Origin of the sequence: Methylobacter arcticus (genome assembly GCF_050917435.1) — a bacterium.
Classification (GTDB): domain Bacteria; phylum Pseudomonadota; class Gammaproteobacteria; order Methylococcales; family Methylomonadaceae; genus Methylobacter_A; species Methylobacter_A titanis.
The window spans coordinates 3,607,230-3,620,522 of sequence record NZ_CP159583.1 but is presented as its reverse complement, the minus strand read 5'-3'; the positions used below and the strand labels follow the sequence as shown (position 1 = coordinate 3,620,522).

Annotated in this window: 10 protein-coding genes; 6 read left to right on the top strand and 4 right to left on the bottom strand. The window is 49.8% G+C overall.

All coding sequences use genetic code 11. The features are described from left to right. Positions 1 to 8 precede the first annotated feature (8 nt). The 3 genes from ABXJ76_RS17280 (at position 9) to ABXJ76_RS17270 (ending at position 7,319) form a co-directional block, all read left to right on the top strand. Entirely contained in the window at positions 9 to 3,821 is a 3,813-nt protein-coding gene (locus ABXJ76_RS17280; RefSeq protein WP_432742326.1) for an EAL domain-containing protein, read from the top strand. A 113-nt stretch (positions 3,822 to 3,934) separates the two neighbouring features. Then, positions 3,935 to 4,741 carry a class I SAM-dependent methyltransferase gene (locus ABXJ76_RS17275; RefSeq protein ID WP_432742324.1) on the top strand — a complete coding sequence of 269 codons (807 nt, stop codon included), beginning with the start codon at positions 3,935 to 3,937 and terminating at the stop codon, positions 4,739 to 4,741. Positions 4,742 to 5,090: 349 nt separating this feature from the next. After that, on the top strand, positions 5,091 to 7,319 hold the full coding sequence (locus ABXJ76_RS17270) for a primosomal protein N' (protein WP_432742322.1): 2,229 nt from the start codon (positions 5,091 to 5,093) through the stop codon (positions 7,317 to 7,319). A gap of 29 nt (positions 7,320 to 7,348) precedes the next feature. Here ABXJ76_RS17270 and ABXJ76_RS17265 read toward each other — a convergent pair whose 3' ends face one another. Next, positions 7,349 to 8,194, bottom strand: a complete 846-nt coding sequence (locus ABXJ76_RS17265) for an outer membrane protein assembly factor BamD (protein ID WP_432742320.1) — start codon at positions 8,192 to 8,194, stop codon at positions 7,349 to 7,351. A 118-nt stretch (positions 8,195 to 8,312) separates the two neighbouring features. Between ABXJ76_RS17265 and rluD the strand changes: the two genes are divergently transcribed. Genes rluD through ABXJ76_RS17250 form a run of 3 tightly spaced genes read left to right on the top strand, consistent with a single transcriptional unit; the run spans position 8,313 to position 10,801 of the window. Next, positions 8,313 to 9,257 (top strand): 23S rRNA pseudouridine(1911/1915/1917) synthase RluD, encoded by a 945-nt coding sequence (gene rluD, locus ABXJ76_RS17260; protein ID WP_432742319.1) that lies wholly within the window; start codon positions 8,313 to 8,315, stop codon positions 9,255 to 9,257. Beyond that, complete coding sequence (pgeF, locus tag ABXJ76_RS17255) at positions 9,244 to 9,978, top strand: peptidoglycan editing factor PgeF (protein WP_432742317.1); 735 nt, start codon at positions 9,244 to 9,246, stop codon at positions 9,976 to 9,978. Before rluD ends, pgeF begins: the two co-directional genes overlap by 14 nt. Before the next feature lie 4 nt (positions 9,979 to 9,982). Next, the gene (locus ABXJ76_RS17250; RefSeq protein ID WP_432742315.1) at positions 9,983 to 10,801 is read left to right on the top strand and encodes a ZIP family metal transporter; all 819 of its coding nucleotides are present in this window, start codon (positions 9,983 to 9,985) and stop codon (positions 10,799 to 10,801) included. Between the two features lie 281 nt (positions 10,802 to 11,082). Here ABXJ76_RS17250 and mscL read toward each other — a convergent pair whose 3' ends face one another. From mscL to ABXJ76_RS17235, 3 genes are all read right to left on the bottom strand, one after another. After that, the gene (mscL, locus tag ABXJ76_RS17245) at positions 11,083 to 11,487 is read right to left on the bottom strand and encodes a large-conductance mechanosensitive channel protein MscL (protein ID WP_432742313.1); all 405 of its coding nucleotides are present in this window, start codon (positions 11,485 to 11,487) and stop codon (positions 11,083 to 11,085) included. Between the two features lie 148 nt (positions 11,488 to 11,635). Then, positions 11,636 to 12,001, bottom strand: a complete 366-nt coding sequence (locus ABXJ76_RS17240) for a hypothetical protein (protein WP_432742311.1) — start codon at positions 11,999 to 12,001, stop codon at positions 11,636 to 11,638. A gap of 302 nt (positions 12,002 to 12,303) precedes the next feature. After that, positions 12,304 to 13,284 carry a hypothetical protein gene (locus ABXJ76_RS17235; protein WP_432742309.1) on the bottom strand — a complete coding sequence of 327 codons (981 nt, stop codon included), beginning with the start codon at positions 13,282 to 13,284 and terminating at the stop codon, positions 12,304 to 12,306. Positions 13,285 to 13,293 lie beyond the last annotated feature (9 nt).

Genomic DNA, 13,293 nt, shown 5'->3' with positions numbered 1-13,293 from the left:
GCTACTTTATGAATTTTCAACGCCTAAAATACTTAGCCGGTTTATGTCGCCCGCGCTTTGCACCTTGGCTGCTTTCAGGCCTCATATTGCTGGTTGGTTTGGGCATTACGGCCGATGTATGTCGGCGTTTTCAGCAACAAGATAAAGAGCACCTGCATACTGCATTCGGATTTGCCGCCGATCAAGCCATCAGTAATATCCGCAGCCGTTTCAATGCTTATGTGACGATCATGCGCGGGGTCAAAGGTTTTATCGATAGTTCAAAACATATTTCAGCCGATGAGTTCCGGACTTACATTCAGGCTTTACATCTTGATCATAAGGCAGGTGCACAAGGTATCGGCTTGGCTAAGATAATCGCTCATGTCGATAAAGACCACCATATTGCCGACATGCGTCAGCAGGAAAAATTACCGGGTTATCGCATCAAACCGGAAGGCGAGCGTGCTTATTACTCACCGATCATCTACATGGAGCCTTTAAATGCGGAGAACCTCAAGGTACTGGGCATGGATATCCTGGCCTTTCCTGAACCCCTCGCTGCGGCCGCGCGGGCTCGAGATTCCGGCGATGTCGCGATCACCGCACGCATTACTTTGGCGCAAGATGCCGGCAAACCGGATGTTAGCGGCTTTGTCATGTACCTGCCTATTTACCAAGGCGGCAGCAAACCCGACAGCTTGGCCCAGCGCCGTGCTGCCATTGCCGCTTGGGTGGATGTGCCTTTTCGTATCAATGACTTGATGGCGGGTCTAGGCGATCAAGTCAACTCTGATGTTGTTCTCGAAATTTATGACGCCGAGCCGCAGTTAGGCCAGTCCCCTTTGTACCGGTCGCACGACAGCAGCAGTGCCGAGGGTCTGCTGCAAATCAGCCGCGAGCTGGCTATTGGCGGTCGTCGCTGGATCTTGTCGATGCGCACGACTCCGGCTTTTGAAGCCCGGGTATCATCTCACCAGCGCCTCATTCTGGTTGGTGTCGTCGGTGTTGTGTTGACGCTGGTCTTAAGCGTAATGACCTGGTTTTTGTTGACACGGGGAGCGCGTGCGCAGAGTCGGTTCCGGCAATTATTCGCGCTGGCGGAAGACGGGGTATTGGTGGTCAACCAGGATTGTCGCTTTGTCGAGGCCAATCCCGCCAGCTTGCGTATGCTCGGTTATAGCCGTGAACAGTTGTTCGAGCTGAGTTTGTCCGATATTCTGGCAGTACACGAACATCCTAGATTGAGCGCGGTTATTTGCCAGCTGAAGGCGGGCGTCACGCATCAGGCCGAATGGATTCATCTGCGCAAAGACAAGACCGAATTGCCGGTAGAGGTAAGTGCGCATTTAATTGAGGGCGGACTTATGCTCGGGATTTTACGCGACCGGAGCGAATACAAAAAAGCTGAAGCCGCACTGCGAGAGAGCGAACAGCGTTTTGATCAGCTGGCAGGACAGAGTCGAACCTTTACTTGGGATGTCGATATAGAAGGGCGGTACACTTATGCCAGTGTTGTCTCCGAGGCGGTTTTAGGTTTTTATCCTGACGAACTGGTAGGTAAGAAATATTTCTATGATCTGCACCCTGAACAGGAGCGCGAGCAGATAAAAGACAGGCGACTTGCAATGACCCAACGCAAGGAAATGTCGGTTAATCTGGAAAATCAAATACTCACCAAGGACGGCCGCTTGATTTGGGTTTCGAGTAGCGGCATGCCCCTGTTAAATGCCGATGGTACCGTGCGCGGCTACCGTGGCTGTGATATTGACATCACTGCGCGTAAACAAGACGAGGAGAAACTACGTTTTGCCGCCAGCGTTTTCACTCATGCTCGCGAAGGTATTATGATAACCGAACCGGACGGTACGATTGTCGATGTCAACGCTATGTTCAGCGAAATTACCGGCTACAGTCACGACGAAGTCCTGGGAGAAAATCCGCGCTTGTTGACTTCCGGTCGTCATAGTAAAGAGTTCTATGACGCATTTTGGGCTTCATTGATCAAGCACGGCTACTGGTACGGTGAAATCTGGAACCGACGCAAGAACGGCGAAGTCTATGCCTCAATGCAAACCATCAGTGCGGTGCGTGATGCGCAAGGCAATACTCAGCATTACATGGCTCTGTTCTCCGACATTACGGCGCTCAAGGAGCGCCAGGAATATCTCGAATACATCGCTAACTATGATGTGCTGACTAATCTGCCCAACCGTGTGCTGTTAGCTGACCGCTTGCGCCAAGCGATGGTTCAGGCGCAACGGCATAAGCAATTGCTGGCGGTCGCCTTTCTTGACTTTGACGGCTTCAAGGATATTAATGACCACCATGGGCATGAAGTCGGTGACCAGTTGCTGATTGCCCTGTCCGGGCGTATGAAGCAGGCCTTGCGCGAAGGCGACACGCTGGCCCGCATTGGCGGCGACGAATTTGTTGCGGTACTGGTTGATCTGGTCGATATTGAGGCCTGTGTGCCGATGCTCACCCGGCTGCTTGCCGCTGCCGCCGAAGCGGTGCAGTTAGGCGACATTACCCTACGGATTTCGGCCAGTCTGGGCGTTACTTTTTACCCGCAGGCGGAAGACCTTGATGCGGATCAACTGCAACGCCAGGCGGATCAGGCGATGTATAAAGCCAAGCAGGCCGGCAAGAACCGCTATTACATCTTCGATGCCGAGGCGGATCGCAGCATTCGTGGGCATCATGAAAGTCTGGAACATATCCGCCAAGGTCTGATCAATCGCGAATTTGTGCTGTATTATCAGCCTAAGGTCAATATGCGCACCGGAGAGATTATCGGTGCCGAGGCCTTGATTCGCTGGCAGCATCCTGAGCGAGGCTTATTGCCGCCGATGCTGTTCTTACCGGCGATTGAAGATCATCCGCTGGCTATCGAAATCGGTGAATGGGTTATCGACACCGCATTGACACAGATGGCACTCTGGCATGAAGTTGGCGTCGACATCCCGGTCAGCGTTAATATTGGCGCGCATCAATTACAGAAAACCGACTTTGTCGAGCGACTACGCGGGATTCTGGCGGCGCATCCGGACATGAATCCCGCTTGTCTCGAACTGGAAGTGCTGGAAACCAGTGCACTGGAAGATTTGGCGCATGTGTCCGGGGTTATCAAGGCCTGCCGTGAAATCGGCGTGAAGTTTGCGCTGGATGACTTTGGTACCGGTTATTCGTCGCTGACCTATCTGAAGCAATTGCCGGTGACCCTGCTTAAAATCGACCAGAGCTTTGTCCGCGACATGCTCGACGATCCCGATGATTTGGCTATTTTGCAAGGTGTGATTGGGTTGGCTAATGCCTTTCAGCGGCAAGTCATCGCCGAGGGTGTAGAGACCATTGAGCATGGCGAAATGCTACTGCAACTCGGCTGCGAGCTGGCTCAGGGCTATAGCATAGCCCGTCCCATGCCGGCGCATAACATGCCTGGTTGGTTGACCGACTGGCATCCTGATCCGCGCTGGGCGAACCTGTCTTCGTTGAGTCGCGATGATTTGCCGCTGCTTTTCGTCGGCGTGGAGCATCGTGCCTGGATTATCGCCATAGAGGCTTTTCTCGAAGGCAGGCGCAACTTTCCACCGTCGCTGGATCTTCAGCAGTGTCATTTCGGCCAGTGGCTGGATGCAGCGGGATTGCCCCGATATGCCGGGCGACCTGCTTTTCAGAGCATCGAAGCGCTACACTGCCAGGTGCATGTACTGGCGACAGAGTTATATGAACTTCGTGGATGCAATCGGGCAGCTGAAGCGCTGGCGCGCTTAGGCGAACTCTACAGTTTGCGCGATGCTTTTCTTGAACGGTTGAAGGTACTGATTCAGGAGTGTTAAGTTGAGGTTCAGGGATCATGCTTCAGAGTTCAGGGTTTTTCGCATTTCCACGCGTAGCGCCTGAAAATCAGGTTATCGTCTTGTCATAAAAAATCACTCATTAGGAAAATAGCATGAAATATATTTTATGGGCACTGTTGCTGGTCAGCAGTTTTTCATCGTCTTACGCGGTAGAAAAATCAACATCCCTGCCGCAAGTCATTGCCGAAAAGCAGCGCTCTGTCGAGCATAAGAATCGGGATAAATATCGGCATCCACGGCAAACCTTGGAATTCTTCGATGTGAAGAACGATATGACGGTGGTTGAGGTTTGGCCGGGCGAGGGCTGGTATACAGAAATCCTTGCTCCGTATTTAAAAGATCACGGCAAGTTGTATGCCGCACATTTTTCAGCCGATGCCGAGCAGCCTCATTTCAAAAAAAATCTGCATGAATTTGTTAAAAAGATAAAAAGTCGGCCGAAAGTTTACGGTAAAGTTGAGCTAAGCGTATTGCAGCCGCCTACGTTTTTGCAAATAGCTCCCGATGGCTCGGCCGACAGGATTTTAACCTTTCGTAGTGTGCATAATTGGATGAAAAACGATCAGGCCGCCGCAGTATTTAAGGCGATGTACAAGGCATTAAAGCCCGGTGGGATTTTAGGCGTCGTGGAGCATAGAAATTCAACGTTAAGGCAGCAAGATACCAAGGCCGTATCAGGCTACGTCACCGAGGACTATGTGATTGCGCTGGCAAGAAATGCGGGCTTTGAGTTTCTGGATAAATCCGAAATCAATGCCAATAGCAAAGACACCAAGGATTATCCCGAAGGCGTCTGGACTTTGCCGCCTGCTTTAAGGCTCAAGGATAAGGATAGAAAGAAATATTTGGCTATCGGCGAAAGCGATAGAATGACGATTAAATTTATCAAACCGCAATAAAATGGGCGTTACTGAACAGTCGCTTGGGGCGTCAAGGTGTTGGATTGCAAAAGATGGCGTTCAACTTGGCGCGGCTAATCCACAATATGGATTTTCTGTAAGTCAAGTTAAAATATAATCGATAGGACGGACATTATTTTCCATGCAAAAATAATAAGCAATTGAAAGTAAAAGGAAATTAATTAATGTATAAAAATGATTCAATGTAACAAAACTGTAATAAAAACCGCTAGTAAGGATTGTTAAGAATCACTTGTCCACAAAGTTATCCACGGCTTCTGTGGCTAACTTAAATTGTTTAATATGTATAACCACTTAGTCTTAAAACATCACAAATAATTCAAATATTATGGCTAAGTTGCAAAGTGGGAGCGAGTTGATTTTCAGGGTGGCTATTGCACTGCCTGTTTATCGACAATTCGATTATCTGGCGCCGGATAATATCGAGATGACGGCTATCAAACCGGGTATTCGTCTGGAAGTGCCTTTTGGCAATACTAAAAAAATAGCCTTTCTGGTTGAGTGCGTTCAACATAGCAATATAGACATCAGTAAATTAAAACGCGTCGAACGGATACTCGACGAAAAACCGCTGTTATCAACAAAAGACTTGGCTTTGCTGCATTGGGCCAGTCGTTATTACCATCATCCGTTGGGCGAAGTTTTCAGTGCTGCATTTCCTGTGGCGTTACGCCAGGGCAAATCGGCTGTTATTCAAACAGAAAAACGCTATGCCTTGACCGAGCTGGGTAAGGCGCTTGCTAGCGAGCAATTGAAGCGATCGCCCAAACAAAAAAGCGTACTGGAAAAATTTCAAGCCCATCCCAACAGCTTGTCCGAAGCGGAGCTTTCCGCATGGAATCAAAACTGGCGCAGCGCTGTAAAGCAACTGATGGACAAGCAGTTACTACAGCTTGCCGCAACAGCGCTCGGGATTAATAGCCGAGAGCCGATCATCAGGAATGGTGCTCTGCACTGTAATCCGCAACAGCAAGCGGCGATAGATGCCGTATCCGACAGTCTGGGACAGTTTGGTGTGTTCTTGCTGGAAGGCGTCACCGGCAGCGGCAAAACCGAAGTGTATATGCAGATTATCCGTAGCGTGCTGGAACGGGGGCAGCAGGTTTTGGTGTTGTTGCCGGAAATCACGCTGACGCCCCAGCTTGAAGAGCGGTTCCGGCAACGCTTTACCGTCAGCATTGCCATTTCCCATTCCAAGCTGACCGACCGGCAGCGGACCAGTGCCTGGCTTAACCTGCAGAGCGGTGAATGTTCGATTTTGTTGGGCACGCGGTCGGCGCTGTTTACGCCGTTAAAAAAGCCCGGCCTGATTATTCTCGATGAAGAGCATGATGCCTCGTTCAAGCAACAGGAAGGCTTTCGTTTTTCGGCCCGCGATGTAGCGGTGGTGCGCGCCAAGCTGTTAAATATTCCGGTATTGCTGGGTTCGGCAACGCCGGCGCTGGAAAGCCTGCATAACGTCGATAACAAGCGTTACCGCTTGCTGCATCTGCCGGAAAGGGCGGGGAATGCCACCGCGCCGGTGTTGCAGCTATTGGACATCAGAAACAAGAGGATGCAGGAAGGTCTGTCCGAAGCGCTGGTTGCCGAGATGCATAAAACCCTGGCCAAAAACGAACAAGTCTTATTATTCTTGAACCGGCGAGGGTTTGCGCCCACGCTGATATGTCATGGCTGCGGCTGGGTTGCACGTTGCCGACGCTGCGATGCCAATCTGGTGATTCATCAGGATGAAGGGATATTGCGTTGTCATCATTGCGGACAAGAGCAGCGTTTGATCAGGCAATGTCCTGCCTGTAGAACAGGGGCGCTGACGCCGTTAGGATTGGGTACCGAGCGGGTGGAAAAAGTGCTGGCGGAATTATTTGCCGATAAAACGATTGTTCGCCTGGATCGCGATTCCACTCAGCGCAAAGGCGCATTGGAAAATTATTTGCAGCGAATCAATCAGGGTGAAGTCGATATTATTCTGGGTACGCAAATGCTGGCGAAGGGCCATCATTTTCCCAATGTGACTTTGGTGGCGATACTGGATGTGGACAGCGGCCTGTTCAGCATTGATTTTCATGCGCCCGAGAAACTGGCGCAAATGATCGTGCAGGTCTCAGGTCGCGCCGGTCGTGCGGAAAAACCCGGCAGAGTCATCATGCAAACCCGGCAGCCGGAGCATCCTTTATTAACAACGCTGATCTCTCAGGGTTACAGCTGTTTTGCCAGAACCGCGTTGGCGGAGCGCAAGGATGCGTCATTGCCGCCGTTCAGTTATCAGGCCTTATTAAGAGTGCAGGCCGCAGATGCCGAGATGCCGAAGCTGTTTCTGGATGCGGTTGTCAAGTTGGCGCAGGAGCACAGCAAGGGACATACCCATATTTTGGGGCCGGTTGCGGCGCCTATGGCCAGGCGTGCGGGGTTTTATCGCTATCAGTTGCTGTTTCAGAGCAGCAAGCGGCCGGAGTTACATGCCTTGCTCAATGTGCTGATGCCGAAAATTGAAAAACTTAAGCAGGCAAACAAAGTACGCTGGTCGCTGGATGTTGATCCGGTGGATTTGTATTGAGCTTGGGTTGCTCTTTGTGGACAGCTCTGCTATTTTTCCAAGCCGATAAAATCCCAAATCTTATGCGAAAGGGTTGCGTCTTTATGTTCGGGCACCGGCGGACCATCAGGATAGTTTAGCTCATAAACCCGGGCAGTATCTTTGGCAAGATCCGGCAGTTCAAGTTTAGTGTATGCCTCTTGCATGATTTGCAAGGCATAAGGCACTGCCGGCGTGCGCTGGTATTTGTCAACGACGGTAGAGCCCCTGTTGATGGCGGCAATATACGCCTTGCGCTTCATGTAAAAACGGGCGACGTGGACTTCATACATAGCCAGGTTGTTTTTAAGCGCAACCATGCGTAGTTGGGCATCGGCTACATATTTGCTGTTTGGGAATCTGCGCTGCAGTTCGGAAAAATTGTCATAAGCATCACGCGCTGTCCCTGGGTCGCGTTGCGAAGTATCGGTGGGCAGGAAGCGATCGATAAAGCCAATGCCGCGATTGTAATTAGCCAGGCCTTTTAAATAGTAAGCATAATCGACGCTAGAGCTGCGTGGGTTGATTTTGATAAAACGGTCTGCGGCGGCGATTGCGGCCTCAGGGTCACTATTTTTATAATAAGCGTAAGCAATATCCAGCTGGGTTTGAGCGGATTCATCGCCGAATGGATAGCGCGATTCAAGCGCTTCGTAAATTTTGATGGCTTTGTCATAATTGCCGCTATCCAGCGCCGTCTTGGCCTGGTCGCGAAACTTTTCGGCATTCCAGTCGGCGTATTCGTCTTCGGTTTCGGAATCACTGCTGCCGAGACCGAGGCTTTTAAGCGTCTCACAACCTTGAAGAGATAGGCCTAAACAACAGATAAATAAAAATTTAATTAAAATTAATCGCATAGTATTAACGACACGTTGTAATATTGTGAGTTTTCTCGCTGGAAATAACTGCGATACTTGAAATGGCTGGAAATATCCCGCGAGTATAACTTAACAATGGGTTAATCAGAAGAACTTGATGACAAGATTGAAAGAAGAAGTGCCATTTGAAATGGCTGGTATGCGCTTAGATCAGGTGCTGGCTGAACTATTTACCGATTATTCACGCAGCAAACTGCAAACTTGGGTTAAAGCCGGTCGGGTGCGGGTCAATGGGCTGACACTCAAGCCAAAAGACAAGTTGGTCGGGGGCGAAACGATAGAACTGGATGCCGAGGCGGAAATAGTGATAACCGCCGCACCGGAGCCCATTCCATTGGAAATTGTGTTTGAAGATGACAGTCTGCTCATTGTCAATAAACCGGCAGGCTTGGTGGTACATCCTGCGGTAGGAAACTGGAACGGTACGCTATTAAATGCCTTGCTGAATCATGATGCGCATCTGGAAACTTTGCCCAGAGGCGGTATCGTGCACAGAATTGATAAGGACACCACCGGACTGTTGATGATTGCAAAAACCTTGCAAGCTCATAACAGTCTGACGCAGCAGCTACAGGACAGGACAATTACGCGAGAATATCAGGCGATTACCCGAGGCCGTATGACCGCCGGAGGTACAGTGGATGAGCCGATTGGCAGAGATCCTACGGATCGCAAACGCTATACAGTGAGGGAGAACGGCAAGCATGCCGTGACCCATTACCGGGTTGGGCAGCGTTTTACTCGCCATACGCTGGTTCAGGTTAAGCTGGAAACCGGTCGTACCCATCAGATCCGGGTTCATATGGCGTATATCCGTTTTCCGCTGCTGGGTGATCAGGTTTATGGCGGTCGGTTTCAAATGCCGCCGGATTGCGGTGAACAACTGGAAAAAGAATTGCGCAGTTTCAAGCGTCAGGCTTTGCATGCGGCAAAGCTGGGTTTACAGCATCCCGTTACCGATGAATATATCGAGTGGGAGCAGCCGTTGCCCGATGATATGACTCGACTGCTGGACGCCTTAGCGAAAAATGAGCGGGATTAAGCACTGGCTGACCCCTGATTGGCCTGCACCGGCAAATATTCATGCGGCGACTACCTTGCGTGTCGGCGGGGTGAGTGTCGGCGCATACAGTAGCCTTAATCCGGCCATGCATGTGGGCGATGATGCTGATCTTGTCACGCAAAACCGGCAGATTATTAAGGGCTTGTTGGGATTGCCTAGCGATCCGGTTTGGCTGGATCAAATCCACAGTCATCGGGCAGTGCAGGCGGTGACATCCGAACCCTTGCAACAAGCCGATGCCAGTTATACCTCCGAGTCCGGAATTGTTTGTGCGGTGATGACGGCGGACTGTTTGCCGTTGTTGATGTGTTCGACTGACGGAAGCCAGGTAGCAGCCGTTCATGCAGGGTGGCGCGGCTTGCTGACAGGCGTGATTAGCAATACTGTCAGTGCAATGCAACAGAGCGATTTACTGGTTTGGCTGGGCCCTGCAATCGGCCCGGACTGTTTTGAAGTTGGCGCTGAAGTCAGGGATGCTTTTTTGGCAAAATCGGCAATATTCATTCCGGCTTTTAAACCGCAAAGTAACGGCAAGTGGCTGGCAGATATTTATCAACTGGCCCGAATTGATCTGGGTCTGTTGGGTATAGATAAAGTTTACGGCGGCGGTTTTTGTACGGTCACCGAACAGGAACGTTTTTATTCCTATCGTAGGGATAAACAAACAGGGCGTATGGCTACGCTAATTTGGAGAGCATAAGCTAGTGGATTTATTGCTATTAATTATCATCTTTACCGCGGTTGGCGGCGTATTAAGCGTTATGGCAGCTGCAGTTTTCTTGTTGTTGCCTGATCATCTCAGGAATGCGGTGTTGCCGCACGGAATCAGCTTTGCGATTGGCGCCTTATTGGCGGTCGCTTTTTGGGGGTTAATTCCCGAGGCATTTGAGCAAGTTAAACCTGAGCAATTCCAAGCCTTATCCGGGACAATTTTAGCGGGCATACTCGGTTTTTTTGTGTTGGAAAAATTACTGATTTGGCGGCATTGCCATTCCGGCAGTTGTGAGGCGCATGGCGATGAAGACGATCACGATCACGAGCATAGTCACAGTCACGGCACGGCTAAGTCGGCAGGCGCATTGATTATTTTGGGTGACGGCATCCATAATTTTGTCGATGGGGTTTTAATCGCGGCAGCGTTTTTGACCGATGTACAATTGGGCATAGTCACCAGTCTGGCCGTTGCCGCGCACGAAATTCCGCAGGAAGTAGGCGATTTTGCGATTTTACTGCACAGCGGTTATTCCAAAAAGAAAGCACTTTTTTACAATATGCTCGCCAGTCTAACTACGGTTTTGGGAGGCGTGTTGGCGTATTTCGGGTTGGAAGATTTGCACGATAGTTTGCCGTATTTCCTGACGTTGGCGGCCTCAAGCTTTATTTATATCGCGGTAGCCGACTTGATCCCGTCATTACATAAAAAGACCGATATGAAGACATCGTTGCAACAGATCAGCTTGATTGCTATGGGTGTATTGCTGATCTGCACCTTGCACGGCATTGCTCATAGTATGGAAATTTAAGATAAATTGTAGTGTCGACCGGCCGGTCGACCTGCGTAAAGGCATGGGTTATTGACAGCGGTTTCAATGTTGGTAGCCATCAACAAAATATTGCCGCTGGTGTGCAGGCTTTGCCTGCTCTGGCAAGCAAAGCTTGCACTCCCAGCGTGCCTATATTTAGTCATCAACTGAATTTGAAAACGCTGTAATTTCATTCCTTAACGTTTTTATGATGCCTGAACTACGAGGCTACACTCAACATGCCGGATGGGGCAACATGCCCCATCCGGCAGAGGTAATTATTATTTTCTGTCTTTGAGTAAATCTCGAATTTCGGTCAATAATAGCTCTTTCTTGGAAGGTTCTGGAACTGCTGTGGGAGCCGCAGCTTCTTTTTTCTTAAGGCTGTTGAGGAATTTTATGGCCATGAAAATAACGAAGGCAATAATCGTAAAATCAACCATGCTTTGAATAAAATTGCCGTAATTAAGCGTCACGGCAGGCGCGTTTTCAGCGCCTTCTTTTAGGGTATATGCCAGCTTGCTAAAGTCTACGCCGCCGATTAATACGCCAATCGGCGGCATAAACACATCGGCAACCAGGGATGAAATGATTTTGCCGAATGCGGCGCCGACAATAATGCCCACGGCCATATCTATAGCATTGCCCTTGATGGCGAATTCTTTAAATTCTTGTAACATACCCATAATTCATCTCCTTTATTTTCTGACGGTACCCGCGAGGCGACTTTTGGCCTGAGTTCCCCAGATAGAAAGCCTGGAAATCAGTAGCTGGACACATCAGCTTTTCCTTGGCTTGAAGGCTATAACGTAAGTACTACTGCCTCCACTCCGGTTATTTTTTAAGTTCTTGCTTCTTTTGTTGATGCTGTTCCATCTTTTGTTGGTGGTGCTCCATCATTTGAGCATGGTGCCCTTTCATGAGCTCCAATTGCTGATTTTTTAACGCTTCTTTTTTGGTGGCGTCTTTCTCTGACAAGATCTGATTTGAGAGGTCATGCATTAGCAGCATATGTTCCTGCATGGAGCGCATCTTTTCGGTTTTTTGTTCTTCGGTCATGCCGCCCATCATGCCCATGCCTTGATGCATGCCCATTTCTTGCGTTGGCTTATCGGCTTTTTTCGGATCTGCGGCGGAACTCATCATGCTTATGGGCAGCAATAGTAATAGCACAGCAGTTGATTTATAGAGATGTTTCATCGGGATCACCTTGGTTAGATTGATGGGGGGGGTTAAGGGTCAATTGTATGTGCAATTAACGGTCTAAAGAAGCAAAAGTATTGTTATTGACGAACGGAAAAATAACATCTGTCATTCTAGGTGTATTTAATCGTATTTCAATAAGTTAAAATACCTAGTGATGCTTTAGCAAAAGTTGGCTGCGACAGTTTTTTTGACTCACAACCAGTGTATCAAGCTGAAAAAAAGCAACGTGTCGTCGCGGTCGAAATCATGTTGCAGCCTAAAGCTCGATTCAATATTATCAATGCGCTTGCGGTAACTCAATAGGCCGCTGATGCCGTCTTGTCCCGGATTCGGACTGGTACGCCGAGGCCGATAAATAGGGCGTTGATCAGGCTGTCGGTTCCCAGAAATTGGCCGGGATAAACGGCGGTTTCCAGAGTTTGTTCGTGAGCGCCATTCGGCAGGATTCGGTGAATAAAACGGAAATTGACAAAATCGCCAACTTCCCATGCGGTCAGACGACGGTTGAAGTTGGGATTCAGGTAGCCTATCGGATTGGCGAATTCCACACCGGTCGGTCCCATGCCTCGTCCCAGTCGGGATTCATGACCTAAAAAACCTTTGCGAAAGCCCAGGCTACCGGTTACCCACACATCTTTGGAGCCGTTGATTTTGCCTAGGGTATTATCCATATAAAACACTTCAAGAGCCGGTCTCAGTTCGCTTGCCCCTTGATCGGGTGCCACATAGCCCAGAGTGCCGCGCCATTGTTCGCCATCGCTGCCCCAGGTCGCCATCAATTGTTTGTTGTACAAGGCGAGGTAGCCGCCGGGGTAATCCCGTTCCTGAAAGCGCTGCCATTGCGTGGACACGATGTATTTAATGGACTGCCATTGGTTCCGGTAGGAAATTTTGGCGAATGTAATATCCTGGTCGCTGAGGCTTCTGTCGACAAAGCCGCCGCCAAAGCCTAAGCCCGACGGCAAGCGGTATTCGCCTTGCACTTCGGTTTGTTTGGCATCGCCGCGAAGAATCTCCTGAGCGCCCAGAATTAAATCGCCAAGTTCGGGTCGGGTCAGTAAGAGCCGGACAAAACCGCCTAAATAGTGGGTATCCTGGCCGCCTGTTTCAGAGACTTGCACGCCGTAGCCGCCTTTAAAACTCGGACTCCATAAAATGCTGTTGACCTGAAAATCGCCGTTATCTTTACGATCGTAGAAAGCGTCGACTTTGCCGCCTTTGAAGTAAGGGGAATCGGTGTTGGTAGCGATAGAGACTGTGAAAGTAATATTTATCACAAGTGTGAT

Excerpts from the sequence above, each read along its gene's own strand:
- ABXJ76_RS17280 (WP_432742326.1), top strand. The coding sequence starts at position 9 with ATGAATTTTCAACGCCTAAAATACTTAGCCGGTTTATGTCGCCCGCGC.
- ABXJ76_RS17275 (WP_432742324.1), top strand. The coding sequence starts at position 3,935 with ATGAAATATATTTTATGGGCACTGTTGCTGGTCAGCAGTTTTTCATCG.
- ABXJ76_RS17270 (WP_432742322.1), top strand. The coding sequence starts at position 5,091 with ATGGCTAAGTTGCAAAGTGGGAGCGAGTTGATTTTCAGGGTGGCTATT.
- ABXJ76_RS17265 (WP_432742320.1), bottom strand. The coding sequence starts at position 8,194 with ATGCGATTAATTTTAATTAAATTTTTATTTATCTGTTGTTTAGGCCTA.
- rluD (WP_432742319.1), top strand. The coding sequence starts at position 8,313 with ATGACAAGATTGAAAGAAGAAGTGCCATTTGAAATGGCTGGTATGCGC.
- pgeF (WP_432742317.1), top strand. The coding sequence starts at position 9,244 with ATGAGCGGGATTAAGCACTGGCTGACCCCTGATTGGCCTGCACCGGCA.
- mscL (WP_432742313.1), bottom strand. The coding sequence starts at position 11,487 with ATGGGTATGTTACAAGAATTTAAAGAATTCGCCATCAAGGGCAATGCT.
- ABXJ76_RS17240 (WP_432742311.1), bottom strand. The coding sequence starts at position 12,001 with ATGAAACATCTCTATAAATCAACTGCTGTGCTATTACTATTGCTGCCC.